The sequence below is a fragment of the Bacillaceae bacterium S4-13-56 genome (assembly GCA_040191315.1).
Classification (GTDB): domain Bacteria; phylum Bacillota; class Bacilli; order Bacillales; family JAWJLM01; genus JAWJLM01.
In genome coordinates this window covers 26,082-52,540 of sequence record JAWJLM010000008.1, presented here as the reverse complement: position 1 = coordinate 52,540, position 26,459 = coordinate 26,082, and the positions used below count along the sequence as shown (strand labels likewise).

Annotated in this window: 31 protein-coding genes; 24 read left to right on the top strand and 7 right to left on the bottom strand. The window is 36.0% G+C overall.

Annotation, left to right across the window (positions count from 1 at the left end):
- The first annotated feature begins 16 nt into the window (after positions 1-16).
- From RZN25_04090 to RZN25_04080, 3 genes are all read left to right on the top strand, one after another.
- Complete coding sequence (locus RZN25_04090) at positions 17-1,432, top strand: LysM peptidoglycan-binding domain-containing protein (protein ID MEQ6376001.1); 1,416 nt, start codon at positions 17-19, stop codon at positions 1,430-1,432.
- 75 nt (positions 1,433-1,507) lie between these two features.
- Complete coding sequence (locus tag RZN25_04085) at positions 1,508-2,926, top strand: LysM peptidoglycan-binding domain-containing protein (GenBank protein MEQ6376000.1); 1,419 nt, start codon at positions 1,508-1,510, stop codon at positions 2,924-2,926.
- 70 nt (positions 2,927-2,996) lie between these two features.
- Positions 2,997-3,248 carry a sporulation protein gene (locus RZN25_04080; GenBank protein ID MEQ6375999.1) on the top strand — a complete coding sequence of 84 codons (252 nt, stop codon included), beginning with the start codon at positions 2,997-2,999 and terminating at the stop codon, positions 3,246-3,248.
- Positions 3,249-3,314: 66 nt separating this feature from the next.
- Here RZN25_04080 and RZN25_04075 read toward each other — a convergent pair whose 3' ends face one another.
- The 4 genes from RZN25_04075 to RZN25_04060 all read right to left on the bottom strand — a co-directional run bounded on the left by RZN25_04075 (position 3,315) and on the right by RZN25_04060 (position 6,800).
- Positions 3,315-4,244, bottom strand: a complete 930-nt coding sequence (locus tag RZN25_04075; GenBank protein MEQ6375998.1) for a 3'-5' exonuclease — start codon at positions 4,242-4,244, stop codon at positions 3,315-3,317.
- 117 nt (positions 4,245-4,361) lie between these two features.
- A complete protein-coding gene (locus RZN25_04070) occupies positions 4,362-4,823 on the bottom strand; it encodes a hypothetical protein (protein MEQ6375997.1) in 462 nt (153 codons plus the stop codon).
- A 141-nt stretch (positions 4,824-4,964) separates the two neighbouring features.
- On the bottom strand, positions 4,965-6,464 hold the full coding sequence (locus RZN25_04065; protein ID MEQ6375996.1) for a BCCT family transporter: 1,500 nt from the start codon (positions 6,462-6,464) through the stop codon (positions 4,965-4,967).
- Between the two features lie 126 nt (positions 6,465-6,590).
- A complete protein-coding gene (locus tag RZN25_04060) occupies positions 6,591-6,800 on the bottom strand; it encodes a heavy metal-associated domain-containing protein (GenBank protein MEQ6375995.1) in 210 nt (69 codons plus the stop codon).
- Between the two features lie 185 nt (positions 6,801-6,985).
- Here RZN25_04060 and RZN25_04055 point away from each other — a divergent pair, with 185 nt between their 5' ends.
- From RZN25_04055 to RZN25_04020, 8 genes are all read left to right on the top strand, one after another.
- Positions 6,986-8,614 carry a PucR family transcriptional regulator ligand-binding domain-containing protein gene (locus RZN25_04055; protein MEQ6375994.1) on the top strand — a complete coding sequence of 543 codons (1,629 nt, stop codon included), beginning with the start codon at positions 6,986-6,988 and terminating at the stop codon, positions 8,612-8,614.
- 167 nt (positions 8,615-8,781) lie between these two features.
- Positions 8,782-9,981, top strand: coding sequence for a M24 family metallopeptidase (locus tag RZN25_04050; GenBank protein MEQ6375993.1), 1,200 nt, complete (start codon positions 8,782-8,784; stop codon positions 9,979-9,981).
- A gap of 15 nt (positions 9,982-9,996) precedes the next feature.
- The gene (locus RZN25_04045) at positions 9,997-11,178 is read left to right on the top strand and encodes a cystathionine gamma-synthase family protein (protein ID MEQ6375992.1); all 1,182 of its coding nucleotides are present in this window, start codon (positions 9,997-9,999) and stop codon (positions 11,176-11,178) included.
- A gap of 135 nt (positions 11,179-11,313) precedes the next feature.
- The gene (locus RZN25_04040) at positions 11,314-12,174 is read left to right on the top strand and encodes a S1-like domain-containing RNA-binding protein (protein MEQ6375991.1); all 861 of its coding nucleotides are present in this window, start codon (positions 11,314-11,316) and stop codon (positions 12,172-12,174) included.
- Positions 12,175-12,334: 160 nt separating this feature from the next.
- Positions 12,335-12,847: a flavodoxin domain-containing protein gene (locus RZN25_04035; protein MEQ6375990.1), complete on the top strand. Its 513-nt coding sequence runs from the start codon at positions 12,335-12,337 to the stop codon at positions 12,845-12,847.
- Between the two features lie 48 nt (positions 12,848-12,895).
- Positions 12,896-13,381, top strand: a complete 486-nt coding sequence (locus tag RZN25_04030) for a hypothetical protein (GenBank protein MEQ6375989.1) — start codon at positions 12,896-12,898, stop codon at positions 13,379-13,381.
- A 108-nt stretch (positions 13,382-13,489) separates the two neighbouring features.
- Entirely contained in the window at positions 13,490-14,989 is a 1,500-nt protein-coding gene (gene dacB / locus RZN25_04025; GenBank protein ID MEQ6375988.1) for a D-alanyl-D-alanine carboxypeptidase/D-alanyl-D-alanine-endopeptidase, read from the top strand.
- A gap of 30 nt (positions 14,990-15,019) precedes the next feature.
- Positions 15,020-15,229 (top strand): hypothetical protein, encoded by a 210-nt coding sequence (locus RZN25_04020; GenBank protein MEQ6375987.1) that lies wholly within the window; start codon positions 15,020-15,022, stop codon positions 15,227-15,229.
- A 31-nt stretch (positions 15,230-15,260) separates the two neighbouring features.
- Here RZN25_04020 and RZN25_04015 read toward each other — a convergent pair whose 3' ends face one another.
- Positions 15,261-15,953 carry a nucleotidyltransferase domain-containing protein gene (locus RZN25_04015; protein ID MEQ6375986.1) on the bottom strand — a complete coding sequence of 231 codons (693 nt, stop codon included), beginning with the start codon at positions 15,951-15,953 and terminating at the stop codon, positions 15,261-15,263.
- Positions 15,954-16,062: 109 nt separating this feature from the next.
- Here RZN25_04015 and RZN25_04010 point away from each other — a divergent pair, with 109 nt between their 5' ends.
- The 7 genes from RZN25_04010 to RZN25_03980 all read left to right on the top strand — a co-directional run bounded on the left by RZN25_04010 (position 16,063) and on the right by RZN25_03980 (position 18,290).
- Complete coding sequence (locus tag RZN25_04010) at positions 16,063-16,257, top strand: YbxH family protein (GenBank protein ID MEQ6375985.1); 195 nt, start codon at positions 16,063-16,065, stop codon at positions 16,255-16,257.
- A 67-nt stretch (positions 16,258-16,324) separates the two neighbouring features.
- On the top strand, positions 16,325-16,450 hold the full coding sequence (locus tag RZN25_04005; protein ID MEQ6375984.1) for a hypothetical protein: 126 nt from the start codon (positions 16,325-16,327) through the stop codon (positions 16,448-16,450).
- A gap of 15 nt (positions 16,451-16,465) precedes the next feature.
- Positions 16,466-16,708, top strand: coding sequence for a hypothetical protein (locus RZN25_04000; protein MEQ6375983.1), 243 nt, complete (start codon positions 16,466-16,468; stop codon positions 16,706-16,708).
- Between the two features lie 380 nt (positions 16,709-17,088).
- Positions 17,089-17,844, top strand: a complete 756-nt coding sequence (locus tag RZN25_03995; protein MEQ6375982.1) for a DNA-formamidopyrimidine glycosylase family protein — start codon at positions 17,089-17,091, stop codon at positions 17,842-17,844.
- Positions 17,838-17,897: a hypothetical protein gene (locus tag RZN25_03990; GenBank protein MEQ6375981.1), complete on the top strand. Its 60-nt coding sequence runs from the start codon at positions 17,838-17,840 to the stop codon at positions 17,895-17,897. Before RZN25_03995 ends, RZN25_03990 begins: the two co-directional genes overlap by 7 nt.
- A 1-nt stretch (position 17,898) precedes the next feature.
- On the top strand, positions 17,899-18,126 hold the full coding sequence (locus RZN25_03985; GenBank protein ID MEQ6375980.1) for a hypothetical protein: 228 nt from the start codon (positions 17,899-17,901) through the stop codon (positions 18,124-18,126).
- A 23-nt stretch (positions 18,127-18,149) separates the two neighbouring features.
- Positions 18,150-18,290 carry a hypothetical protein gene (locus tag RZN25_03980; GenBank protein MEQ6375979.1) on the top strand — a complete coding sequence of 47 codons (141 nt, stop codon included), beginning with the start codon at positions 18,150-18,152 and terminating at the stop codon, positions 18,288-18,290.
- 198 nt (positions 18,291-18,488) lie between these two features.
- On the opposite strand, the gene RZN25_03975 is transcribed toward RZN25_03980, so the two are convergent.
- On the bottom strand, positions 18,489-18,758 hold the full coding sequence (locus RZN25_03975; GenBank protein MEQ6375978.1) for a hypothetical protein: 270 nt from the start codon (positions 18,756-18,758) through the stop codon (positions 18,489-18,491).
- Positions 18,759-18,890: 132 nt separating this feature from the next.
- Positions 18,891-19,139, bottom strand: a complete 249-nt coding sequence (locus tag RZN25_03970) for a DNA alkylation repair protein (GenBank protein ID MEQ6375977.1) — start codon at positions 19,137-19,139, stop codon at positions 18,891-18,893.
- A gap of 347 nt (positions 19,140-19,486) precedes the next feature.
- On the opposite strand from RZN25_03970, the gene RZN25_03965 reads away from it, so the two are divergent.
- The 6 genes from RZN25_03965 to RZN25_03940 all read left to right on the top strand — a co-directional run bounded on the left by RZN25_03965 (position 19,487) and on the right by RZN25_03940 (position 26,362).
- Positions 19,487-20,374 (top strand): fumarylacetoacetate hydrolase family protein, encoded by an 888-nt coding sequence (locus RZN25_03965; GenBank protein MEQ6375976.1) that lies wholly within the window; start codon positions 19,487-19,489, stop codon positions 20,372-20,374.
- Between the two features lie 97 nt (positions 20,375-20,471).
- Positions 20,472-21,302: an adenosylmethionine decarboxylase gene (gene speD / locus RZN25_03960; GenBank protein MEQ6375975.1), complete on the top strand. Its 831-nt coding sequence runs from the start codon at positions 20,472-20,474 to the stop codon at positions 21,300-21,302.
- Between the two features lie 135 nt (positions 21,303-21,437).
- Positions 21,438-21,977 (top strand): RNA polymerase sigma factor, encoded by a 540-nt coding sequence (locus RZN25_03955; protein ID MEQ6375974.1) that lies wholly within the window; start codon positions 21,438-21,440, stop codon positions 21,975-21,977.
- On the top strand, positions 21,946-23,388 hold the full coding sequence (locus tag RZN25_03950) for a hypothetical protein (protein ID MEQ6375973.1): 1,443 nt from the start codon (positions 21,946-21,948) through the stop codon (positions 23,386-23,388). Before RZN25_03955 ends, RZN25_03950 begins: the two co-directional genes overlap by 32 nt.
- A gap of 295 nt (positions 23,389-23,683) precedes the next feature.
- Complete coding sequence (locus RZN25_03945; GenBank protein ID MEQ6375972.1) at positions 23,684-24,097, top strand: hypothetical protein; 414 nt, start codon at positions 23,684-23,686, stop codon at positions 24,095-24,097.
- A 78-nt stretch (positions 24,098-24,175) separates the two neighbouring features.
- Entirely contained in the window at positions 24,176-26,362 is a 2,187-nt protein-coding gene (locus RZN25_03940) for a DNA topoisomerase III (GenBank protein MEQ6375971.1), read from the top strand.
- Positions 26,363-26,459 lie beyond the last annotated feature (97 nt).

Genomic DNA, 26,459 nt, shown 5'->3' with positions numbered 1-26,459 from the left:
AGAAAGGATGGAGCAAATGAAAATTCATGTGGTCCAGTCTGGTGAAACCCTATGGCGACTTTCTCAAATTTATGGAGTGGCAGTTTCACAAATTGTTGCAACAAATCAACTTTCTGATCCAAACCAATTAGTTGTAGGTCAGTCTTTAGTTATTCCTGAGGCAGCCCAATACCATGTAGTTCAACAGGGTGAGACTTTATGGAGTATCTCCCAACAGTATCGAGTAACTATTGAAAGCATTTTACGGGAAAATAATATTACTAATCCATCTCTCATTTATCCAGGTCAAAGATTAAAAATACCAACAGATTTTTACGTAGTAAAACCAGGGGAAACTTTGTGGGCCATTTCTAACAGATTTCAAGTCCCATTACAGGAGCTAATCTCAGTAAACAAAATCTCTAATCCATCACAAATCTATCCTGGACAGCGTTTGATTATTCCTGAAAAAAGAAAGCCTCTGATTGAGGTAAATGCTTATATAACAAGAACTAATGATGCTGCTCAGCAGGAGGTAAGAAGTGTAGGCCCCTACTTAACCTATCTAAGCCCCTTTAGTTATTCCATTCGTGCTGATGGCACTTTAAGTACAATGACTGAAACAGAACTGCTTCAGGTTGCAACGAACCAAAATATTGCTCCTTTAATGGTTCTAACCAATTTTAGAAATGGAGAATTTAGTTCAGAGCTTGCTAGCGAGTTATTTGCAAACACAGAGGCACAGTATCGTTTGATTTCAAATATTATGGAAGTAATGGAGGCAAAGGGATATTACGGGTTGAATATTGACTTTGAATACTTGTATCCAATCGACAGAGAAAATTATAACAACTTTTTGCGAAGAGTGGTAGAGCGATTACATCCATTAGGCTATTCCGTGTCAACAGCTATTGCACCAAAATATAGACGTGAGCAACAAGGATTATTATATGAGGCACATGATTATCAAGCCCATGGTGAAATGGTTGATTTTGTTGTCATTATGACCTATGAATGGGGGTGGTCTGGCGGTCCGCCGATGGCAGTGGCGCCGATCAGCGAGGTTCGTCAAGTGATTCAATACGCCCTTACAGAAATGCCAGCTAATAAGATTATTATGGGAATGCCTCTTTATGGATATGACTGGACACTTCCATATGTAAAAGGAGGGGCTTGGGCAAGAACGTTAAGTACAAAAGCTTCAGTTGAGCTTGCGGCAAGAAATGGCGTTTCCATTTACTTCGATACACAGGCACAATCTCCTTACTTTAACTATGTGGATGCACAAGGGAAAGAGCATGTGGTCTGGTTCGAAGACGCACGTAGTGTTCAGGTCAAATACGACCTTGTAGAAGAATTAGGACTCAGAGGAGTAAGTTATTGGGTACTAGGAAATCCGTTTCCACAAAACTGGTTTGTTCTTGCAGACCACTTTAGAATACAAAAATTTTAATATGAGTTTGTCTCTCATACACGAAACATAGGCTATCTTCATACCTTAAGGTAGAACGTATAGGGGAGGTAGCCTATGATTATCCATGTAGTACAAAGAGGAGAAACATTGTGGCGTATTTCTAATCGATATCAAGTTCCTATTTTAGATATAGCAGATGTGAATGGTTTACCAGATTCGAATAAATTAGCTGTGGGTCAGTCACTTGTTATACCAACTTATGATGAGATTCACATAGTTCAAGCTGGAGAAGCACTTTGGATGATTGCTCAAAGATATGGAACAACCGTGGACACTATAGTTCTGACTAATCAAATTGTAGATCCATCAAGAATTTATCCAGGTATGAAATTGAGAATTCCATCTCAGCTCCATACCGTTCAACCAGGGGAGACTCTATGGCAAATTTCACAGCGATACCAACGCTCGATGAGAGAAATTATGAGAGTCAATCGCATAGAAAATGCAAATTTGATCTATCCAGGAACAAGGTTAATTATTCCAAAAAGGAAACCAATCATTGAAACAAATGCCTTTACGTATCACTCCGGAGCAGTAGCAACTCAAATGGTAGGAGAAGTTGCCGAACATCTTACGTATATCTCACCTTTTGCTTATGTCATCCAAGAAGATGGTTCTTTACAACTTTACATGAAGGATGATCGCCAAGCCATTCAAGCAGGCTTAGCAGAAAACGCTCGACCTATGATGTCTATTACTAATTTTACAACAACGTCAGCAGGTGAAAATGTTGCACACGAAGTATTATCGAGCTCTGAAAATAGGGAACGCTTACTCACCAACATTTTAGCCATAATGCGTGAAAAAGGATATGAGGGTTTAAATGTAGACTTTGAAAATGTATTACCTGCTGATCGAGAGCTATACAATCAGTTTCTTGTTGAAACTGTTGAGAGGCTCCACGAGGCAGGATATTTTGTGTCAACTTCACTTGCACCAAAAATCAGCGCCGAACAAAAAGGATTGTTATATGAAGCTCACGATTATGAAGCCCATGGAAGAATAGTTGATTTTATAGTATTGATGACTTATGAATGGGGATATCGCCTGGGTCCACCTCGAGCAATTTCTCCACTAAATGAAATTAAAAGAGTACTTGATTATGCTCTCACTGTAATTCCTAAGGAAAAGATCATGATGGGCTTTCAGTTGTATGCGAGAGACTGGATTATCCCGCATCAACAAGGAATGGAGGCTGAGACCTTTAGCCCACAAGAAGCAGTTGCACGAGCAATTAAATATGGAGCTACAATAGAATATGATCCTGTTTCAGCATCTCCTTACTATCGCTACATGGATGAGCAAGGAAGAAATCATGAAGTGTGGTTTGAAGATGCTAGAAGTGCACAGGCAAAATTTGATTTGGCAAAACAGTACGGGTTATTAGGGATAAGTTATTGGGTTCTTGGATATCCTTATCCACAAAATTGGGCTTTACTAGAAGACAACTTTACGATTCGTAAATTATCCTAACTCATAGTATATTTTGTATTGGTTCAACCATCCTAACAATAGGTATATCAAAGGAGGATGGTGAGAACCAATGGACCAATCACTAGCGTATTTGCATGAAATTTTATCGAATTACACGGAAGACAATGAGGCAATAAGAAATATAGATGAAAATATGGTGAATCAATCTTTTTCATCGGAAGGGGATTTTGTTCAAAATCTACATGAACAAGATCGGCGGATGTTAGAGCAAATTTTGTTAAAAGAAATTCATCATGCTAATCAAGTAGGGGATCATGAGCGAGGATATCTACTAAATGAGGTCTATGAGCTACTAACTTAAACATTAAATGAGCGTCTACCATTAAGGTGGACGTTTTCCTATGTAGGAAGGAAGTCATCCTTCCTTCTAATTAGCTATGGCCAATTTTTTTATTGGGTAGTATAAATGTTCATCAATATACATAGTCTTGGATCTATACTTAAGGTGTTCATCATAGGTTTGCATTAAACCATCGTAGATTATTACTAGTAATTTTACATGTTGGATTACCTTTTGCGTAAACATACCGGATCGATTATGAAGAATATTGTTATATTTAGTGACTATTCTTCTAAGTTTCTTGAGAGTCTTCTTTGCTTGAATGATATTGGTAACTTCCTGTAAGTCTTTAAAGAAAGATGTAGTATCCTGCTCTAGTATTTCTTTAAGAGTTGCATTCATTTCCACAGGATCCATCTCTTTTTGTAGAATGAATTGTTTAATCATAATTCGATCAGTAACTTCTGGTTGGTTCAAAAATTGAAGATAAATACAAAGTGTATTATAAGCATCGAACATTGGGTTATGCTTTATTCCTACGAAAGTAAGGTCATAAAGGGCAAGAGCGTTTTCTACAGACATGTTTTCTTTAGAAACTCTTTTTGTGAAAACATCTTGAAAATCCACATAACGTTGTTTTATTTTTTTAAGTGTTCCATCAGGAATTCCCCAGCTTTTTGAGTCGATTTCTAACCTGCTCATGTCACTTTTAGACCAGGAGAAAAAACGAGAGCGTTTAATTCCACCAACCCATGTCAGAAATTCCTCTAACACAGCTGGAAAGGTAGCAGCATCAGCTAATTGATCATCTGTAATACCAGTTAACCTTTTACAGAATGCACTTAATGGTTTATTGCTTCTTGGCTTTATATATTGATCAAAATAACTAACTGTTTTTGTGGCTAAATCATATTTGACAGCACCTAAGCGAATTGCTTCCATATCGTTGTAGTCCATTCCGCGATTAGAACATAACATTTCAAAATCAAAAAAAATAAATTGTGTAATTTCAGCCATAATTTCACCCCTCCCCAACCTATTATTATAAGAGCTAATAGGGAGGGAGGGTACTATCAATTTTTTCCATGAAATAGTAAGGACCTCTCCAAATAATGGCAGAGGTCCTTTTGTTAATTAATAGCCATATGGGAATCCATTAGGATATCCAAAGTTCTGATTTTTAGGTTGGAAGTCTATATCTTGATCGTCAAGATCTTCCATAGTACCGAAGTATCCAGATTTCCCCACTCCTGTTGTTGGGTTAATCCCAGGTAACATAGATGGGTTATTTACTACATAAGGTAATCCTGGTTGATTTCCAGGTATTACTGGATAATTTGGCATTTCAAAATCAGGTGTCATACCAGGATTATTCATCCCGTATCCAGGAGTTCCCATTCCAAATGTCATTCCAGGGGTAGCAGGCATGTATCCAGGTATTGGATTTTGACCATATGGCGATCCGTATCCTATTCCAGGATAACCATAACCAGGAGTCATACTAGGCATAATTCCTCCTTGATAACCATACCCTCCCATAGGAATGCCCCATCCCATGTTTCCATAGCCCATTTGTGTATTCATATTTCTATACATGAATTTTCTCCTTTCCTTTATAAATAATAGTGAAAGTGTCTAAGGGGTAATGCCTAATCATACTATGGAAAAAAGGAGAATTCTGTATAGTTATATACCCAAGAAAAGTAAAAATGTTTATTTTTGTTACAGATTAAGAATTTAATAATGAGTTTTTTTGATTTTCCTTTCGTTTCCTAGTGATTTATAAACTGAAACACACATAAAGATTAAGATAATGGTAAACGGCAGTGCCGAAATAAGAGATGCCGTCTGAAGGCCTTCTAAACCACTACTAATAATAAGAACTACTGCAACAGCAGACATTAAAGTCCCCCATAAAATTTTAACGCCCATGCTTGGGAATAGACTTCCATTTGTCGTTAGCATCCCCAACACATAGGTGGCTGAGTCTGCAGAAGTGATTAAGAATGTAAAGATTAACAAAATCGCTAATAGGGACATTGGTAAAGTTAATGGGAAATATTCGAAGGTGGAGAATAATGCATTTGTAACATCTTCATTCACTGCTTGTGCAATTTGAGTACCCTCAAATAAATCAAGCTGCAGAGCAGAACCACCAAAAACTGATATCCAAATAATGGCAATCAATGGGGGTATGATGAGAACCCCAAGAACAAACTCGCGAATAGTCCTTCCTTTTGATACACGAGCGACAAAGGAGCCAACAAAAGGTGACCATGCAATCGCCCATGCCCAATAAAAAATGGTCCAATCTCTGACCCAAGTCCCACCGGTGTATGGATTTAAGCGAAAGCTGAATTCAATAAAATGCTGAAGATAATCACCCAATCCCAAGGTAAAACTTTTTAAAATAAATACAGTAGGACCTAAAAATAACATAAAAAGAGTTAACCCTAATGCAAGTCCTAAGTTCAAGTTACTTAAATACTTAATCCCTTTATTTAACCCAGTTGTAGAAGATAATAAATAAAGGGCCATCAGGATTAAAGTAATAATTATTTGTACCGTAGCATTGTTAGGTATTCCAAATACATAACGCATTCCTCCATTGATTTGAAGGATTCCCATTCCTAAAGATGTAGCTACTCCAGTGATCGTAGCAATAACTGACAGGATTTCAATTGTATTTCTTAATTTTGTTTTTCCTTCTTTTCCAATAAGGGGATTAAAGGTAGTACTAACAAGACCGTTTTCTTTTTTTCTGAATTGAAAGTACGCTATTGCTAATCCAACAACAGTAAATACTGACCACTGATGCACTCCCCAATGAAAAAAAGAATAGTGCATTGCAAGCCTAGCTGCTTCAGGAGTTAAAGCCGTCTCTCCCATTGGAGGAGAGAAGAAATGACTCATTGGCTCAGCTATCCCCCAGAATACCAAACCAACCCCAAAGCCAGCACTAAATAGCATACCAATCCAAGTGAAAAAAGGAAATTCCGGCCTAGAATCGTCACTCCCTAGCCTAACCTTTCCATATCTTGAAAATGCTATAAATAAACAGAAAACTACAAAGAACATAACAGATAGGAGGTAAAGCCATCCAAATGCTCTAGTCGTCAAATTATATATATTAGTAGCCTGTTTATCTAAAGCATTGGGAAAAAGTCCACCCCATATAGTGAATATAATGACTATAGTTGCAGAGATCCATAATACGGGGTTAAGTGGTTGTTTCATACAAATCCTCCTTGTACAATGTTTGTTCTCTTTCCTTATATTGTGACATTTACGATTCATTAGACATGAAGATAATGGATAAAGGAGCCACTCCGTTGTGACTCCCCAATTTACATTCAAAATTTCCTAGTAGCTCACATGATATCCCTGAGATTCTAAGGAATCTACAATGTGTTTATATGTCTCGGGATTATTATTGTACTCAATTTTAATTTCCCCATCGTCCATATCGAGTAGTGCTCTTTCAATTCCAGGGATTGTTGATAAAAAACTTTCTATATGTTGAACATCATTTCGATGTTTTGCTTCCTTCACAAAAATCGTTCGATAAGACATTTCCTTACTCCTTTCTTTTTGATTATTATGAGCATTTCCTTATGCTTGACACCTCCCAATATTCAACAAGTCATTCTTATATAGGAAGTCATGCTTAAAGAACAAAAACATACATTGAATAAAAAGGATTTTTTCACTTTTAAGAGAAAGTAAAGATAACTCCTTGTATGAAAAGAGATGAAAAAATGAGCGTTTCATTAGATGAAATTTTGGGTGAGCCTTTGTTAAAAGAAGCAAAGGTTAAAACCGGTAGTCAATTATTATCCGATAAATATATTCAATCGATCTGTGTCATTGAAGTTCCTGTTGAAAATTTTGTTAGACCAGAAGAGTTTGTTTTGACAACAGGAATCGGCACCAAAAATGAACCTCACTTATTGTTGGACTTCGTGACAGATATTATTAATTCCGAGGCTTCTGTACTAGCCTTTGCAATAGGGAAATTCGTACAGGAGGTACCGAAAGATATACTTGAAATTTCAGAAGAAAAAGGACTTATTATACTGGAGATTCCTTGGTCTGTAAGATTTGCAGATATTATTCAAGTGGTAATGAACAAACTTGAAAATAAAAGGGACCAATTGGACCATAAATCAAGTGAAATACGGGAGTTGTTGATCAAAAGTGTATTAAATGGAGAAGGAATTGAGGACATTGCTAATATTCTTTATAACCATTTAAATGTTCCAATTGCTGTCTTAGATGATAAGTATTTATTAAGAGCAAATATTCATTTTTTGCCAGAATCAGCCTTATTTCACAAGCAAACAGTTGAAACAACTGGGACTTATAAAAATATATTTGTATTTTCTCATCCTGTAACTTCGGTAACCGTGGGTAATGTCCAATGTTTAATGATACCTATTTATTCTAACCAAAAGAAACAGGGGTTTTTACTTATTAAAGAAAGGAATCCAGAAGAAGTTACCCACTTTAAAAAGAACATTATTGAACATGGCATAATTGCATGTGGATTATATTTTTTGCAAGAAAATGCCGTAGCAATGACGGAAATTCGGTTAAAGGAGAACTTTCTACTTACTATAGCCAAAAATAGAACAATATTAACTGATAAAGATTATATAGAAGGCAAATTGTTGGGATACGATTTAAGACGAGAATATGTTTGCCTCGTTGGAAAGATAAAGTATGGGCAAAGCACAGTTTATCAGTCATCTTTAGAACATATGAAGTATTTTACGCAGAATATCTTCTATAACGTTGGATTTGACTTCCGCAGAAAGCTAATGTTTACATTTGATGAGGATTTGGTCATTATGTATGTGGAAATTCATAGTCAAGTTCTGCCCAAAGAGTGGCTTGAACAGTTTCTAGATGAAATTAACCATGGGATACAAGACCGATTTCCGGATAGTGTCATGAATTGGGGTATATCCTATATCCCTAACCAGTTAGATTCCTTTTCGAAAAGCTATGAAGAAGCGAAAGTAGCTTTAGATATAGGAATAAAAGAAAAACAAACAATAAGTTTTTATGACCGTACAAAATTAAATCGATTGCTACTTTCCTTTTCAAAATATGAAGACATTACAAACATTTTGAATGAAATTATCCAGCCACTTTTGGATTACGATAAAAAAAGGAATGCAGACCTCATTAAAACCTTTGTTATTTTTAATCAAATGAAAGGAAATGTTAGCCAAACGGCAAGAGAACTTAATCTTCATCGTCAATCCCTTCTTTATAGGTTACGTAACATTGAATCTTTAACGGGGCTCAACCTAGGGGATTCAGATGACTGGTTTTTACTTGAGGTAGCGGTAAGAGCGTTCCTATTACAAAATGATATTTGAATAAAACAAGGTATGAATTTAATCAGATTTGTACCTTTTTTTGTTGGAAAAATTGTATAAAAAATAGACGACAATTTTCATACATATTGAACATTATGTAAGTTTATATATTACGATACAATATAGATATCAACTAGTTATAATATTCTGAAAAAGAGGTGAATGTAATGCTGGCTTTTGATTTAGAGGAGTATCAAACTCGATTGCAAAAGACCAAGAAAGAAATGGAGTGTCTTGGAATAGAAGTCCTTCTCGTATCAGATCCTGCGAATATGAATTATTTAACTGGATATGATGCTTGGTCATTTTATGTCGATCAAATGGTGGTTGTAATCATTGATGAGCCTCAGCCTCTTTGGATAGGACGTTATTTAGATGCAAGAGGGGCCAAAGCAACGACGTGGATTCATGATGATTACGTGATTTCATATCCAGATCATTATGTTCATGCATTAAATAAGCACCCTATGGATTTCGTTGCAGAATTTCTTATACAAATTAGTCAAGGAGATCGGAATATAGGCATAGAAATGGAAAGCTTTTATTTCTCAGTAAGAGCGTTTGAACGGTTAAAGACTGGTTTACCTAATGCTTTGATAAAAGACGCCAGTCTTATTGTTAATAAAATACGTTTAATTAAATCTGAACATGAAATTAACATGATGAAAAAGGCTGCTCTATTTACGGAAACAGCTATGACAAAAGGAATACAAATAATGAAGGACGGAACAAGCGAGTGCGATGTTGGAGCAGTCATTTATTATCATCTATTAAAAGAAAGGGAGGGAATGGCGGGGGATTACCCAGCGATTGTACCGCTCCTACCTTCAGGAGAACAGATTGGTCAACCTCACCAAACATGGACAGAAAGAAAGTTAAACCATGGAGATGCAGCCATTATTGAATTATCCGGATGCTATAAACGTTATCATGTACCTATGGCCAGAACAGTCTCAATTGGTCCACCTTCAAAACAACTTCAATGGCTGTCTTCAGTTGTATCTGAAGGAATTCAAAAGGTGTTAGATAGGGTTACACCAGGAGTAACTTGTCATGAATTAGAAGAAACGTGGAGACATTCTATCCAAAAGTATGGCCTGGAAAAAGAATCTAGAATCGGATACTCAGTGGGACTTAACTACCCTCCTGACTGGGGGGAACGAACAGCAAGTCTTAGAAAAGGGGATTTCACTATTTTAGAACCAAACATGACCTTTCATTTGATTCCAGCCCTGTGGTTTGAGAATCACGGAATGGAAATTAGTGAGACTTTTCGTGTAACTGAACATGGTGTTGAAACATTTACTCACCTACCTAAAAAGTTACTTCTAAGTGAGGAGTGGAATCAGGGAGATAAAATTAGTTAGATAGGGGGAAATGAAATGGATCAAGTCAAAATGGGGACAAAAACTGTGTGGGCAGGAGAAAAAAATTACCTTGCCTTTGGAGCAACACAAGTACCAGTAGTTCACAGCGTTTCTTATGGATACGACGACATGGATCAGTGGTATGATGTCGCAATTGGTAAAAAAGATGGTCATATTTATGGTAGAAATACAAATCCAACTGTAGAAGCATTTGAAGAAAAAATACGGTTACTTGAGGGAGCAGAAGCTTGTACCAGTTTTTCTACTGGAATGGCTGCCATAAGTAATACGCTAAATACTTTCTTATTCCCAGGGGATAGGATTGTATCTATTAAAGACACATATGGTGGAACTAATAAAATTTTTACGGAATTTCTCCCAAAGCAAAAAGTAGATGTAGCCCTGTGTGATACGGGGAATCATGAACAGTTGGAAAAGGAGATAAAAAAAGGTTGCGGTGTCTTATATTTAGAATCTCCAACCAATCCAACAGTAAAGATTACAGACATCGTAAGGATGGCTCAAATAGGGAAAGAAGAAGGGGCGATTGTAATAGTTGACAACACTTTTGCTACCCCTATTAACCAAAATCCTCTAGAACTTGGAGCGGATTTGGTCATTCATAGTGCTACAAAGTTTTTAGGAGGGCACGCAGATGCCTTGGGAGGGAGTGTTTGCGGAAGCAAAGAATTAGTTGATCAGATTTACCATTACCGTGAAATCAACGGTGCAACCTTAGGCCCTATGGCTGCCTATTTGTTGCTGAGGGGAATGAAAACTCTCAAGTTAAGAATTCAACAGCAGAATCAAAATGCTATGGATGTTGCGAAATATTTAAAAACTGTGGATCTTGTAGAAAATGTATTTTATCCAGGTTTACCAGATCATCCTGGTCATGAAATTGCAAAAGGACAAATGAATGGTTTCGGAGGGATGTTAAGCTTTTCCATAAAAGGGGGAGTTGATGCTCTTCAAGGTTTTTTACCAGAGCTTACATTTGCAAACCGTGCTGCAAATTTAGGATCAGTCGAAACAATAGTTGGGCCATCCAGAACCACAAGTCATGTAGAGTGCACGCCTGAAGAAAGAGCTGCAATGGGAATACCAGAAGGGCTCATAAGATATTCAGCAGGTATAGAGGATATTGAGGACCTCATTCAGGACTTAGATCAAGCATTTCATAAGATAAGGAAGTAGATTTTACAGCACTATTGAACTAAAATAATGTAGACAGTCCTTCTTATTTTTTAAGAATGGTTGTTTTTTAAAAATAACGAACTTCTGTATAATGGTCGGTAGGACAAGAATGTTAAGTTCAAAAGGGGTAGTAAAATGACTTTACAAGTAGGAACAGTAGAAAATCTGATAGTTAAAAGAAAAATGGAGAGCGGATATGTCTTAAGTGATGGAGAGACCGAGGTGTTATTACATCACAACGAGGCTACCGAGAGTCTAGAAGAAGGAAAAGAAGTCGATGTATTTCTTTATCAGGATAAAAAAGGGCAAACCGTTGGTACTATGGCAATACCTGAGATTCAATTCAATATATATGATTGGGCAAAGGTTGTTGAAAAGGTTTCTAATCTTGGGGTGTTTGTTAATATAGGCATTCAAAAGGAAATTTTAGTATCAAAGGATGATTTACCTCTATATGAGGAGGTTTGGCCTATTCCTGGTGATGAGTTGTTTGTATGTTTAGATATAGACAAGAAGGGAAGGCTTCTTGCTGTTCCAGTAAATGAAGAAATGATTAACCAGGAAAGAGACCATGCACAAATTTCTATCTTAAACAAAAAGATTGAAGGACGGGTCTACAGGGCCACTAAAACAGGTTCATTTATAATCACAGAACAGGGAATTAGAGGGTTTATTCATCCTTCTGAGCGAACGAGAGAGCCTCGAATGGGTGAATGGGTTAGCGGTAGAACGATTGCTGTACATGAAGATGGGACCATTAATATTTCTCTCCTCCCTCTAAAGCATGAAAGACTATACGAAGATGCAGAAACAATATTATCTTTTATTAGAGAAAACGGTGGAGAAATGCCATTGTCAGACAAAAGTGATCCAGAATTAATTAATGACTTTTTTCAATTGAGTAAATCGGCTTTTAAGAGAGCTTTGGGACGGTTAATGAAAGAAGGAAAAGTTGAGCAAGTTAATGGGAAAACGATACTAAAGAATATGAAATAGAACATTAGACCAAGCAAATTTTCTGCTTGGTTTTCTAATTAAAAATGTCAGAAAATTGTTGAAAAAAGTTTGTGATTTTTCATCCGGCTTGACTACATAATAAATTGACTAGAAATTGATTCTTCATTATGTAAAATTTGAAAGGAATCGGAGGTCTGTTATGTATACGCTTATTGTTTATTGTTCGTCGCACGGGACAACTGCAAAAGCTGTAAAATTACTAGCGTCAAAAATTTCCGGTGAAATTATTGTTGCAGATCTAAAGGAAAAGAAAGAAATGGACACCCATTTAGATGTTTCTCTCTATGATAATATTATTATTGGAGGGTCTATTCACGCTGGCAATATTCAGGGAAAGGTAAAACAATTTGTAAAGTCCAATCTGTCCTCTTTATTGTTGAAGAATGTTGGGTTATTTCTCTGTTGTATGAGAACAGGTGAAATAGCGACTCAACAATTTGAAGCAGCATTTCCGGAAGAATTACGAAAACATGCAGTTGCAACAAGTTTATTTGGAGGCGAGTTTTTAGTTAGTAAAATGAATTTTGTTGAGAAAAAGATTGTTAAAAAAATAAGCGGCGTTTCTGAGGATACGTTTATGTTGAATGAAGATGAAATATTTTCTTTTGCAGAAAAATTCAACAAGAACTACGAAATAATACATCAGGTATAAACTAGTCTAATTATAGGGAAATTATAAAGATTTAACCGAGGTGTTAAAGTGAAAAAGTACTATCCTAATACATCTATTACTATCAAAGAAGGAGATCTTTTATATTCCTATAAGATAAATAGAGGGACATTACTAGTAGGTCATTTGGCTTTCATAGGTCCTAATGACAATGTATTTCATGTGAATCAAGTTAAACCCAATGGACATATCGATTCCCTAGAGCGTTACAGCAGAAGGCATATCCAAGGAGATCAGCTTCATGTCTTACGTCCGAATTTATTATCGGTAAATGGCGCCTCTAAATGGGCACTAGAGAACATTCATCAAGTTACACGATACATTTTCACATGGAATCTTAAAAGAATGTCAAATAATTATTGTTCCAAGTTTATTTGGCAAGCCTTCTGGTATGGAGAAGGAGTAGACATAACAGGAAGGAATCTAAAAGATAGTAGTTTTGCTTTTGTATTTCCGAAGGATTTTATCCTTGACCGTGGAGAACACTTCACTAAAAAAGGAACGTTTTCAATATAGAAGACGTTCTAATTTTTTTATCCACAATTATAAAAAAGGGTAGATGAGTAATAATGAAGAATATGTTTTAATATACAAATTTTCATGAGGTGTAAAAGGTGGAATATAATGAAAAAATACCAGATGATTAAAGGTTTTCTTTTACTTGGTGTACTCTTAGTGGGCGGATTTCCTTTTGTCGAAGCAAATAATAGCCAGGCACCTATTACTAACCAATCGTCCATTACTAACAAAATTGAAAATTTTCTTTTACAAGATGAGTTAGTAAAAAACTCAATGGTTGGAATTAGTTTGAGGGATAGTCAAACTGGTGAGCTAATATATGAAAAAAATGGAGAAATACCCTTTAGACCTGCATCCAATTTAAAACTGATTACTGCAGCATCTGCACTTGATGTTTTAGGTGAGGATTATACTTTTCGAACCATGCTTAAAACGGATAGTGAAATAACACGAGGGAGTCTGAAAGGTGATTTATATTTAGTAGGGATGGGCGATGTTACTCTACGACCATCTGACCTTGAGGAGTTTGCGAAAGCTTTATCAGAAAAAGGAGTTCATACGATAGAGGGAAATTTAATAGGGGATGATCACTGGTATGATGATGTTCGTTATTCGAAGGATTTGGTTTGGGAGGATGAAGAGACTTATTATGGAGCTCAAATTTCTGCACTTACTTTATCCCCAACAAAAGATTATGATGCAGGAACCATTATAGTCGATGTCTTTCCAGGAGATGCTGTGGGAGATTCTCCCAAAATCTTTCTATTTCCCTCAACAGATTATATTAAAGTCATTAACGACGCATCTACTGTTGAAAAAGGGAAGGAGAATACAATTACCATACATCGGAAGCATGGGGAGAATACCGTTGAAATCACCGGTAAAATCCCTGCTGATGTAGGTCGAAGCAGGGATTGGATATCAGTCTGGGATCCAGCAAAATATACCGCTTTTGTATTTAAGGAGATATTACAAGAGTATGGAATCTCTGTGGAAGGAGAAATAAAAACAGGTATTGTCCCAAAAGAATCTAAAATAATTTATGAGAGTCAGTCCATTCCATTAAAAGAACTTCTTATTCCATTTATGAAACTGAGTAATAACGGGCATGCCGAGACCCTTGTTAAAGAAATGGGAAAGGTAGAAAAAGGGGAAGGTAGCTGGGAAAATGGTCTTGAGGTTGTCGATGATTGGTTAAAAAAGATGGAACTTGATACAGATATCATTCAATTAAGAGATGGATCAGGATTATCACAAGCTAATCTGATTCCACCAAACGAAATCACAAACTTCCTTTTTCACATTCAAGACAAGACTTGGTTTACCGAATTTAGAAATTCGCTTCCTATCGCAGGAAATCCTGACCGAATGCTTGGTGGAACTCTCCGATTTAGAATGAACGACCTCCCACAAGATTTTATGGTTTCGGCAAAGACGGGAACGTTAACTACTGTTAGTTCACTCTCAGGCTATTTAGAGGTCCCTAATGGTAAATCCATCATCTTTTCTATAATAGTGAACAATGTTTTGGATGAAGATGAAGCAAAAGAGTTTGAAGATCGCTTCTTACAATTTCTAATCAGTGATTACATGAATGATATGTAAAAGGCAATACTAAGTAAGAGGTGAGACTATATGAGTGAAAAACAAAAGAAAAAATTCGAAGTACCAACCCAAACCAATAATAAAGGGAGTATAGGGATTAGAGCAGGATTGTCATCTAATGTGCCATGGACGACTCCAGATCGCCTGGAGGGAGACTCTGTTGATGAACATGAACATCTTGAGGCAGCTAATGAAGAAATTGCTGAGGATGAAATTATGCAACAGTACAATAACCTTTAAACACCAAATGTGCCATATCCTGGCACATTTTTTATTTTAAGTGAAAATACTCTTTCACGATCGAAAAATACAGGTCATTAGCTTTCTTTAGATCCGGATTTTCGGGTAGAATACTTTGATTGTTGGCTTTTTCTAATTTTAAAAATAAATCATCTATAAATTTAAAAAATTCTATCCAAGAAACTTCTCCATTTCTAATATCTATTAACAATTTATAATCCTTTTGTCTATTTACAATAAGCTCCCCTTCTTGAAGGATTTCAATTCCCATCAACAAAAGTCTTGTCAAATGCATGGCGTGTTTATAAAGATTTTGTTCAGATTTAACTTTTTGATTCTTTTTTATCCTCATTAATTGGTCTTTCGCATATCCACCAAAAGTGAAATAACACTTTTTTGATAAGAATGAATAGCGTTGGTTTCTTAACATTTCCCCATAGTCAGTTTGTTTTAAAATAAAGGATTCCGGAACAAATAAAAGCTCAAGTACAGTTGGATTTTGGGAGAGCATAAGATTCATGAATTTTTTTAAAGAATGAAATTCTAAATCAGGTTCGTGAAAAACACTCGTTTCCCATTCTTTCCCTAGTTGGATAATTTCTTTGAGAGGCAATAATACTATCGCTTTTTCATCCTGATCAGAAGTGGTTATTCTTAACCCATACACAGTTGAACCAGTAATAACATGATAAATGGTGTGTTGAAACAAATATTCTTTATTCAAACGACATCTTCCTTTTTTAGAGGTTATACGAATATTTTCTGCACAAACTATAGGTGAACTATTTACTATATTGTATTTCGAAATTCGTTAACTTAACAGGAGGATTCCTATGGGTGCTATTGAAAGAAGCGGGTATCGTTTTGAACCGGAGTTTAGTGTAATTCAACAAAAGGGAGCTGTACATGTCTATCATAATGGAGAGTTCGTGGAAGAAATTATCTTTTCTTTTCATGGTGAATTTCCTGAACATGATCAGATTGAGCACCTTGTTGATGAATATTTAATTAATCATGATTTAGATTAGTTTGTTTGATTTTTCCTGACTAGCATATAAAATTCCTCGCAAAATAACAAGGAGGAGGGATTTATTTATGAAAAAAAGACATGGTCAAGAAAATGCGGCATTAACTAATAATCAAACTCCGAAGGAAAGCTTACCAGAAGGTGGAGAACTTTTTAACCGTTCCAAGCACAATCGTCCTAAGTCCAAAAGATAATAAGGAGGAGTCATGGTGAGTGAGAAAACAAAGCCGTTTGAGAAAGAAATTGAAAAAATTGAAATTCCAGAAATTCAAGAAAAAACAAAACATCCTGGGATAGAGGAATTTAGTTTGCAACAAGACAATTTTGCACCAGGTGAAAATGAATATTTAAGAGAGAATCCCAACCATCCATTTGCAGAAGAGTTAGCTGATGGGGGAGAAAGGGATCAAATTATTTATCAGCAAGCAGGGAAATATTGTGGTGGACTATAAGGTAAGAAAAGCATAATCTCCCTTGGTCATCGACGTAAGGCCCACAGGATGCGGGTATGTAGACGTTGCTAATCATTTCGGTGGGCCGAATGATCGCAGGCTCAGGATGTCGCTTTTTTAACCGAACATTCTTCATCGATGTTGACTTATCGATCGAGAGGAGGGAACCGACTCTAGTCGATAGGTTGCCCCTCGAAACAAGAAAAGCACTTGTTTCCGCAAAGAAGGTCTAAGTAGCTTCCCTTAGTGCAATTACTCGAGGCAAAACCCCGAAGAATATTCGTTGAAGTCTTTTTGCTAAAGCTAAACAGATTTAGCTTTCTTACTTTTATTCAAACAACCTCAGAGTTTCTCTGAGGTCTACATAAGGTGGGATGAGGATGCCAGAATTACCCGAAATGGAAAATTATAAGATACTACTTTCACAACAAATTATAAATCAACCGATTACTCATGTCACAATTGAACGAGAGAAGTCCATTAATGTTCCCGCTCATTCCTTTACCTCAATGCTGCTAGGAAAGAAAATTGTTTCTATTTCCAGAAGAGCTAAACATCTCCTTTTCCATTTAGAAAACAATAAGATCCTATTGCTTCATCTAATGTTAGGTGGTTCCATGTTTTATGGGACAAAAGAAGAAAAGCCTAATCGAACATCTCAAGTAACTCTTTCTTTTGGAGATTATCATCTTTACTTTATTGGTCTAAGGCTCGGCTATTTGCATCTATTATCTCAAGAAGCTACCGAAAATGAATTAAAAGACTTAGGCCGCGAACCTTTGGATCCTTCCTTTACACTCGAAACATTTCTACAAGAAGCATCATCAAAAAGAGGAAGGGTGAAAACAACATTAACTGATCAACAATTTATAGCTGGGATTGGTAATCGTTATTCGGATGAAATTTGTTTCCACTCGAGAATTCTCCCAATGAAAAATATGAATGAGCTAACCGCGGAGCAAGTGAAACAACTTTTTCTTTCCATTCAACATATTTTGAAGGAAGCTTCAAATAGGGGGGATACATGTCTGAACTATTTTTTGTTGGTGATCAACGCACAGGTGGATATGTCCCACACTTTAAGGTCTATAACAGAAAGGGAGAAAAATGTGACAGATGTGGGGCAACGATTATAAGAGAAAAGATTTCATCAAGAAAAACCTTTTTTTGTCCTGGTTGCCAAAATTGAGGTGAATGAATTATTCATGTTTGGATGCCATATTAGTATTCGAGAAGGTTATTATGGTGCTGCAAAAAAAGTGCATGATATAGGTACATCTGCCTTTCAATATTTCCCTAAAAATCCATGGAGCCTTTCTATAAAGGATTTTGATAAGGCTGATGCTAAAAGAGCAAAGGAATTTATTGAAAAAATCATATTATTTCAGTATCCCATCCCCCTTATCCAACAGACTTGACTCCCACTAAAGAGAAAGAAGAAATGGTGTTTCAATCGTTAAAAAATGATTTGGAAATCACGAATGTATGTGGATCTAATGGGGTAGTCGTGTATTTTGGAAAACACAGAAGTGAAAATAATCCCTTAGAAGGTTATCAAAAAATGATTGAGTCATACATTTAAATAATTCAAAATACCCTTCTGAATCTGGAAAAGACCGGCATGAACCGATCTTCATAAACGGTTATATACAGGAGAGTCATTTTGATACCATTCTTACTTCTCCTCCATTAATACAAGTACCATTCATATTAGAGACACCAGATCAAAGAGGTATTACTAAGCAGGAAGAAATTCAGCAGCTCATAAAAAAGTGGAGAACTAAAGCCTGATTTTCATATTTATAAAAGAATAAACCAATCTGGCATCTCTTCCTTCACGAGTTCGTAATTTTAATAACGGACGTAATTGTGCCAACATCTTTTGGTCACATAAAAAACGATTCCTTGAAACTTGATAACATAAATCATGTTCCTGGCAAATAGCATCTAGAACGTTCACTGGTTTTCCAGGACCGCTACACCCTGGCCCACAATAAAGATATCCCGGAAGACAAAATCCACCTCTTCTTTTTAATCGTCGACGGTACACATTAACCCACTCCCATTAAATTTTTATTTTTATTTATATTTTATTACCGCTAAAGAACAGGTGTGTGTATATTCGTCTAATAGATTCAATCAAAAAACAGGTGGAAGTTGCTTTTCCACCTGTTTCAACTATTTATTTTCTATGATATTCTGCAAATTTAACAAAAGCTCTTTCATCTTCAATTAGACCGCATGACCCACATTGAACTTTTGTCTCTGGTCCATTGTAAGGATGGTGAAAGGGATCTAATTGACCACTTGAATACTCATCCACTACTTCTCCTGAACGTGGATCTAGTTTTACGGGTCTCGCTACTTGCTCAATAATATTAAAGCGAGAGTAATTGGTTTTACAATTTGGGCATAAGTATGGATTTGCCATAATAAATACACCTCCTTTTTTTAGAATTCCCTACCTTTCTTCATTTATCCCGCATGAATGGGCGGCGGCCAACCATGAAGCAAGTTTCACCACCAAGGATGAAAAATTCAATCTTTTATTTTCATGGGAGTAATACCCCCGCCTCAAGTCTTAAGTGAAACAAAAAGAGTAGGTGGGGGATAAACTGCCCGTAAATGTCCGATTGGTTCAAGGGTCTTTAGGTCATACCCTTGGGTGCTAACAATCAGTGGGGACGGTCACTGATTGAAGTTTCGCTTTATGTATGATTACTTGAATTCACCCTATAAATTGTGGTTATCTAAAGGAAAGAAAATAGGGGGCAAACCATGAAATTCATAACCTTTAAAAATAAGGTAGACCAGTCTTTTGGTATAGGTATAATCAGTGAAGAAGGTACAATAAATTTACAGCAAGTCTTTAAAGATTATTTAAAAAAGGATTTTTTTCCAAACACAATGATCGAATGGATCAAAGAATATGAGAATTGGAAGGATGAGCTCAAACATTTAGTAGAACTTGATAAACAATACTTTTTACATACAACTGATATTGAAATACTCGCCCCAATACCTCGTCCAAGAAAAAATATATTTTGTGTGGGAAAAAATTATAAAGAACATGCCATTGAAATGGGAAGTGAAGCTGATATTCCAACAGATCCTATGCTTTTTTCTAAACTTCCTACCTCAGTCATTGGACCGGAACAAGATATTTTATCCCATTCACATGTAACGCAGGCACTAGACTATGAAGGAGAGCTTGCTGTTGTCATTGGGAAAGAAGGAAAAGATATTCCAAAAGAAGAGGCAATGGAATATATTTTTGGCTATACAATTATCAATGATGTTACAGCTAGAGATCGTCAAAAAAAGCACAAACAGTTCCTACTAGGGAAAAGTCTAGATACTTTTTGTCCGATGGGACCTTACATTGTTCATAAGGATGAGATTAAAGACCCTCATAAACTATCTATTGAAACAAGAGTTAATGGAGAAGTTCGTCAAAGCTCGAACACCAAACAGTTAATTTTCGATATTCCAACACTCATTTCTGTCATTTCTGAAGGTACCACATTAGAAGTTGGAGATATCATAGCAACTGGTACACCTGCTGGAGTAGGGAGTGGTTTTAAACCTCCAAGATATTTATCAACAGGTGATCTTATTGAAATAGAAATAACAGGAATTGGAATTCTACGAAATACGGTTAGTTAATTCTACAATATAAAAAACAATCCTAATTTATATAGGATTGTTTTTTTCTTTGTGAGTTTGGGTACTCTATGAATAATTGAGTAAGGGGGATTTTGTTATGAATTTATCACATGAAGAACGGATTAAATTTCATGGTTTTAACAATCTTACGAAAACATTAAGCTTTAATATGTATGATATTTGTTATACAAAAACTAAAGAAGAACGGGAAGCCTACATAGAATATATCGATGATCAATACAACGCAGATCGATTAACGCATATTTTAACTAACGTTGCTGATATAATTGGAGCACATGTTCTTAATGTTGCCAAGCAAGACTATATTCCACAAGGAGCGAGTGTAACAGTTTTAGTATCTGAAGGTCCAGTTGTTGAAGTTCCTGAAGAATCTTATGATGAATCACCAGGCCCACTTCCAGAAGCAGTACTCGTTGGTCTAGACAAAAGTCATATCACCGTCCACACATATCCGGAATATCATCCACAAGAGGGAATAAGCACTTTCCGCGCGGACATTGATGTAGCAACATGCGGTGAAATTTCACCTCTAAAAGCTCTAACCTACTTGATTCATTCCTTTGAAACAGATGTAATGACCATGGATTATAGAGTAAGAGGATTTACTAGAGCTGAAGATGGTACAAAATTATTTATTGATCATGACATAAGCTCCATACAAAATTATTTACCAGCCAGAGTAAAAGAAATGTACGACATGATTGATGTGAATATTTATTCAGAGCACATTTTTCATACTAAATGTAAATTGAAAGACTTTGATTTAGATAATTATTTATTTGGGTATTCAAAGGACAAATTAACAGAAGAAGAGCAAGAAGAAATAACAGATAACCTCATTTTTGAAATGGACGAGATCTACCATGGAAAGAACATGAAGCGTGGCTCTTTTGAGGAAGAAGAGTAAAATATTCTGTGAGAACACAGAGCATTCATTTTTAAAAATGGATGCTTTATTTTTTGAAAACTTTTCAGTCATTTTGCAATGTTTTTTGATATGATACGTCTAATTGATTAGAAGTAAGATGGAGGTGAAGGAGGCGTGGACCATAAAGAGATAATATCTGAATGGTTTGATTTATACGGGGACGATATCTTTCATTTTTTGTTATATAGAGTTGGTTCCAGTGATGCAGAAGATTTGGTACAGGAAGTGTTTATAAGGGCTTTGAAATCCTATAAACATTTTGAAAACCTTTCTAGCCCAAAAACTTGGTTATATAGTATAGCCAGAAATGTAGCCATCGATGAATGGAGAAAAAGAGGTTCGAGAAAATGGAAGAAACTAATTCCTTTAGACAAATCTCCTGAAGTAGTTTCTTATGAGACCCCTGAGTTCATTTTGGATGGAAATGAAGAAACCCATAGAATATTTTCAGCTATTCGTCAATTAAAGCCTTCTTATCAAGAGGTGACAATTTTAAGAGGGGTAAAAGAACTTTCTATCAAGGAAACAGCAGACATTTTAAATTGGAGTGAAAGTAAAGTAAGATCCACTCAACATCGTGCCCGACAAGTTTTACTAGAAATCTTAAGGAGGGATGAAGACGATGAGCTACAGGGATTCTCAAAAATTAGATAAGCAATTAACTCAGATGCCAAAACCGAAACTGAGCAAAGAAAGGAGAAGCTTGATTCAAACCGCCATAGAAAATTATGAAGTAAAAAAAACCCCTCGCTTCCCTTTCTTTAAGACAATGGGGGCTATGGTTGCCGTAGGCATTTTTGCTTTACTTTTTATTACTAATTTACCTAATCAAGATACACCACCAAATACATCACCGATTATAGAAAATTACTCTGCGTTTTCCGTACCTGAAAATGTCTCTTTTATTGAAGTTATAAAAGATGAGAAAACAACCGGTACAAGTGATGATAAAGTAATTCTCTCGTTCTTTGAGACCATTGGTAAGATGGAATTTAAACAAACAACCAAAGAAGGAATTAAGGAAGGTTCTACTAATAGCCTGACATTAAATTTGTATGCGGATATCAATAGTTCCGAACTATTACATTCATTAACTTTTTACGGTAAAGGAATAGTTAGTGTGAATGGTCACTATTATGAAATAGATCAAAGCGTTGTTGACCAATTTACAAATGATTATTTCAAAATTATAGATGAAATGGCCTCTGAAGAAGATCCGAAAAATGACCCAAGTATAAAATGGCAAGATGTTGAAAGAAATCAAGAGGAATTGGATGCAGAACAAAAGGAAGTTGATCAAGGACATCAGCCGGGGAAACTCGATCCCCAAGATACAGCATTTACTTTTGTTTCTCAAGAATTTGGGGAAAAAGGAGACATTCAAGTCATTCAACAAAAGATGTCTGAATCTCTTAATTCAAGTGAAGTATACTTTGAAATTCTTGTTGATCAGACGAAATTCCATCTCCTATTAGATCAACCCGTTAAATTAGGCGAAGCTGGTATTTGGTCCGTATTTAAGTATTCAATAGAGCAAAATGGAGAACAAGATTCTAATAAACCTACACAAGAAGAATCTATTGAAGAAGTTGCGGAACAGACCTTACAAGTATTGGCAGACAGAAATATGCAGGAACTATCAAGTATTGTCCATTCCAAAAAAGGGCTGACATTCTCTCCTTATGTCAACATTAAGGATGATGCAGAGATATTTCAAAAAAATGAAGTCCTTAGCCTATTGGATCGAACAGAAAAATTCGAATGGGGAATATACGATGGTAGTGGAATGCCAATGGAATTAACACCGAGGGAATATTGGAATCAATTTGTGAAAGCAGATCAGTTGATAGAGTATGATGAAAAAAATATAAACGAAATGAAACAAAGAGGAAATACGTATAATAATATCAAAGAAGCCTTTCCAAATTCTTTTTATGTAGAATTTTATGATAAAGGTACGGAAGCAAATAACTTTATGGATTGGCAAAGTCTATATCTTGTTTATCAAAAAGAAGACGGTGAATGGAAGTTAATTGCGGTTGTCCATGATCAATGGACGATATAAGTCAATCAATTAATTCTAACAGTTAGGTGTTTTTCCTAACTGTTTTTTTTGAAAGATAAAGTATAAAATTTGGCTAGCTCCAGCGCCCTATCGACTAGAGTCGGTTCCCTCCTCTCCATCGATAAGTCAACATCGATTCACTTCGTGAACCGTGTTTCCTTTATCTCGCTCGATGAGGTCCACCGCCTTACGTCGATGATCGAGGGCGCTTGCGCTTTTCTTAGTTTAAAGATACGTTAATAGTCTCATACTGATAATTATATATACCTGGTTTATGAAGAAGGGAGATAGAGGTATGATTTCCTTTCGGGGAGATGCACATAAAATATATTTGAAAATGAGAGAGGCGTCTAATAAAGGTGTCTCGTATAAAAATTTGAAAATGATTAAAGAAATGCAAGAAATACAAGACTTTTATCAATCTATAGAAACGGATACTTTAAAAAAACTATATTATCGAATGATGAAAGAACGAAATGGATCAGGAATTGTCTTAATCTTCGTCACGGCAGTTCCATGGTTTTTATTTTTGTTTTCTGGTCCCTTAGAGGAATTCTTAATGAATAACGGCTCTTTTCTGTGGCTTACTTTTACTATAATCTACTTCTCTATTCTTACTATTATGGTAACAATACACTTCCGAGAAAATGCTTGGGCAACAGTACATGTAGAGATTATTCGCGATATATTAAATGAGCGGAATGAATAAAAAGCAGTTATTTTACCTCTAATGAACCACTTATGATAAAGTAAATAGGAATGCGTTTTTGTGAAAGGAATGGAAATTATGAGTAAAATAGTGGTTTTAGCAGAAAAGCCTTCCGTTGGGCGAGATATTGCTCGTATTCTAAATTGTCATCAATCAAGGAATGGTTATTTAGAAGGAGATAAATATATTGTAACTTGGGCATTAGGCCATTTGGTCACACTTGCTGACCCAGAGACTTATGATGATAAATATAAAACTTGGAAATTAGAGGATTTGCCAATGCTACCTTCGAACCTCAAGTTGGTGGTTATTAAGAAAACAGGAAAACAATTTCAAACCGTGAAATCGCAGTTAACGCGAAAAGATGTGAAAGAGGTAATTATTGCTACAGATGCTGGTCGTGAAGGAGAGCTAGTCGCTCGCTGGATCATTGAAAAATCAAGAGTACAAAAGCCAATTAAACGACTTTGGATTTCTTCTGTAACAGATAAGGCGATTAAAGAAGGATTTCAAAAGCTGCAACCAGGTAAACATTATGAAAATCTCTACGCATCCGCTGTAGCAAGATCTGAAGCTGACTGGTATGTAGGTTTAAATGCAACACGTGCGTTAACAACTAAATTCAATGCTCAGCTGTCGAGTGGTCGAGTTCAAACCCCAACATTGCAGATGATTGCACAAAGGGAACAAGAAATAAAGGATTTTCAGCCGCAGGATTATTATGGTATAAGAGCTGAAACAAGAGATGGATTATCCTTTACATGGTATGATCAATCTTCTAAACAAACAAGAATCTTTTCTAAGCAAAAGGCAGAACAATTGTTAGAAAGTGTAAGAAACAAAGAAGCAAGAGTGAGTAAAGTAGATAAAACTCACAAAAAATCCTTCGCTCCTCAATTATACGATTTAACCGACTTGCAAAGAGATGCCAATAGAATTTTCGGGTTCTCGGCTAAACAAACCTTATCAATCATGCAAAAACTTTATGAACAGCACAAGGTACTGACTTATCCAAGGACTGATTCGCGCTACCTCTCATCAGATATTGTTCCAACCTTAAAAGAAAGGGTTCAGGCCTCTTCAGGTGGAGAATACAAAAAAATTGCGGTTGGAATCTTAAGAAAAGAGATTAAAGGTCATCCTTCTTTTGTTGATGACCGAAAAGTTTCAGATCATCATGCCATCATTCCTACTGAGCAACCCGTTCGTTTGTCTGCTTTGAATGATAAAGAATTTAAAATTTATGATTTGGTAGTGAAAAGGTTTCTAGCTGTTTTATTACCAGCTTTTGAGTATGAACAAACGACCATTCATGCAGAAGTTAATGGATCATTGTTTAGAGCTAAAGGAAAAAGAGTTTTGAACAATGGTTGGAAGGAGCTCTATCAGAGTCAATCTCTTGATGAAAGGGAAGAGGAGGAGAAAGACCAAGTTCTCCCTTCTATTCAACAAGGAGAAACGTTTCAAGGAATTACTTTTTCTCTAATAAAAGATCAAACAAAGCCTCCAGAGAGATTCACAGAGGGAACGCTCTTACAGGCTATGGAAAACCCCGTAAAATTTTTGGAGCAAAAGAATAAAAAGCATGTAGAGACATTAAAAAACACTGGAGGACTTGGGACAGTTGCAACTCGTGCTGACATTATAGAGAAACTATACAATACATTCTACGTTGAGAAAAAAGGTAAATATGTTCATCTTACTTCTAAAGGAAAACAACTTCTCGATTTGGTACCTGATGATTTAAAGTCACCTATCCTTACAGCCGAATGGGAACAAAAATTATCTAGAATTTCTGATGGAAAGCTAAAGAAAGAAGAATTTATCCAAGAAATTAAATCTTATGCCAAAACGATTGTTCATGAAATTAAGACAAAGGATGAAAAGTTTAAGCATGATAATGTTACGGGCACTAAATGTCCGGAGTGTGGGAAGCTAATGCTTGAAGTGAATGGCAAAAAGGGTAAAATGCTTGTCTGTCAGGATCGTTCCTGTGGTCATAAGAAAAACATTGCGAAAGTAACGAATGCCCGCTGCCCAAACTGTCATAAACGTATGGAGCTTAGAGGAGAAGGAGAAGGTCAAATGTTTACCTGTAAATGTGGACACCGCGAGAAGCTTTCCACATTCAATGAGCGAAGAAAAAAAGAAAAAAACCATAACGTTTCAAAACGTGATGTACAGAAGTACATGAAAAAGCAAGAAAAAGAGGAATTTACAAATCCTGCATTGGCTGAGGCATTAGCTAAACTGAAAAACAAATAAGTAATAAAAAGTACTCACTTCTATACTGCATAAAAGTGAGTACTTTTTTGCAGATAAAAATGTGACAGATGAATATTTAAGAATCTTCCATTATAAT

What these genes read in the sequence shown, in the direction of transcription:
- RZN25_04090 (MEQ6376001.1), top strand. Translation starts at nt 17, where the DNA reads ATGAAAATTCATGTGGTCCAGTCTGGTGAAACCCTATGGCGACTTTCT.
- RZN25_04085 (MEQ6376000.1), top strand. Translation starts at nt 1,508, where the DNA reads ATGATTATCCATGTAGTACAAAGAGGAGAAACATTGTGGCGTATTTCT.
- RZN25_04080 (MEQ6375999.1), top strand. Translation starts at nt 2,997, where the DNA reads ATGGACCAATCACTAGCGTATTTGCATGAAATTTTATCGAATTACACG.
- RZN25_04075 (MEQ6375998.1), bottom strand. Translation starts at nt 4,244, where the DNA reads ATGGCTGAAATTACACAATTTATTTTTTTTGATTTTGAAATGTTATGT.
- RZN25_04070 (MEQ6375997.1), bottom strand. Translation starts at nt 4,823, where the DNA reads ATGTATAGAAATATGAATACACAAATGGGCTATGGAAACATGGGATGG.
- RZN25_04065 (MEQ6375996.1), bottom strand. Translation starts at nt 6,464, where the DNA reads ATGAAACAACCACTTAACCCCGTATTATGGATCTCTGCAACTATAGTC.
- RZN25_04060 (MEQ6375995.1), bottom strand. Translation starts at nt 6,800, where the DNA reads ATGTCTTATCGAACGATTTTTGTGAAGGAAGCAAAACATCGAAATGAT.
- RZN25_04055 (MEQ6375994.1), top strand. Translation starts at nt 6,986, where the DNA reads ATGAGCGTTTCATTAGATGAAATTTTGGGTGAGCCTTTGTTAAAAGAA.
- RZN25_04050 (MEQ6375993.1), top strand. Translation starts at nt 8,782, where the DNA reads ATGCTGGCTTTTGATTTAGAGGAGTATCAAACTCGATTGCAAAAGACC.
- RZN25_04045 (MEQ6375992.1), top strand. Translation starts at nt 9,997, where the DNA reads ATGGATCAAGTCAAAATGGGGACAAAAACTGTGTGGGCAGGAGAAAAA.
- RZN25_04040 (MEQ6375991.1), top strand. Translation starts at nt 11,314, where the DNA reads ATGACTTTACAAGTAGGAACAGTAGAAAATCTGATAGTTAAAAGAAAA.
- RZN25_04035 (MEQ6375990.1), top strand. Translation starts at nt 12,335, where the DNA reads ATGTATACGCTTATTGTTTATTGTTCGTCGCACGGGACAACTGCAAAA.
- dacB (MEQ6375988.1), top strand. Translation starts at nt 13,490, where the DNA reads ATGAAAAAATACCAGATGATTAAAGGTTTTCTTTTACTTGGTGTACTC.
- RZN25_04020 (MEQ6375987.1), top strand. Translation starts at nt 15,020, where the DNA reads ATGAGTGAAAAACAAAAGAAAAAATTCGAAGTACCAACCCAAACCAAT.
- RZN25_04010 (MEQ6375985.1), top strand. Translation starts at nt 16,063, where the DNA reads ATGGGTGCTATTGAAAGAAGCGGGTATCGTTTTGAACCGGAGTTTAGT.
- RZN25_04005 (MEQ6375984.1), top strand. Translation starts at nt 16,325, where the DNA reads ATGAAAAAAAGACATGGTCAAGAAAATGCGGCATTAACTAATAATCAA.
- RZN25_03995 (MEQ6375982.1), top strand. Translation starts at nt 17,089, where the DNA reads ATGCCAGAATTACCCGAAATGGAAAATTATAAGATACTACTTTCACAA.
- RZN25_03980 (MEQ6375979.1), top strand. Translation starts at nt 18,150, where the DNA reads ATGGTGTTTCAATCGTTAAAAAATGATTTGGAAATCACGAATGTATGT.
- RZN25_03970 (MEQ6375977.1), bottom strand. Translation starts at nt 19,139, where the DNA reads ATGGCAAATCCATACTTATGCCCAAATTGTAAAACCAATTACTCTCGC.
- RZN25_03965 (MEQ6375976.1), top strand. Translation starts at nt 19,487, where the DNA reads ATGAAATTCATAACCTTTAAAAATAAGGTAGACCAGTCTTTTGGTATA.
- speD (MEQ6375975.1), top strand. Translation starts at nt 20,472, where the DNA reads ATGAATTTATCACATGAAGAACGGATTAAATTTCATGGTTTTAACAAT.
- RZN25_03950 (MEQ6375973.1), top strand. Translation starts at nt 21,946, where the DNA reads ATGAGCTACAGGGATTCTCAAAAATTAGATAAGCAATTAACTCAGATG.
- RZN25_03945 (MEQ6375972.1), top strand. Translation starts at nt 23,684, where the DNA reads ATGATTTCCTTTCGGGGAGATGCACATAAAATATATTTGAAAATGAGA.
- RZN25_03940 (MEQ6375971.1), top strand. Translation starts at nt 24,176, where the DNA reads ATGAGTAAAATAGTGGTTTTAGCAGAAAAGCCTTCCGTTGGGCGAGAT.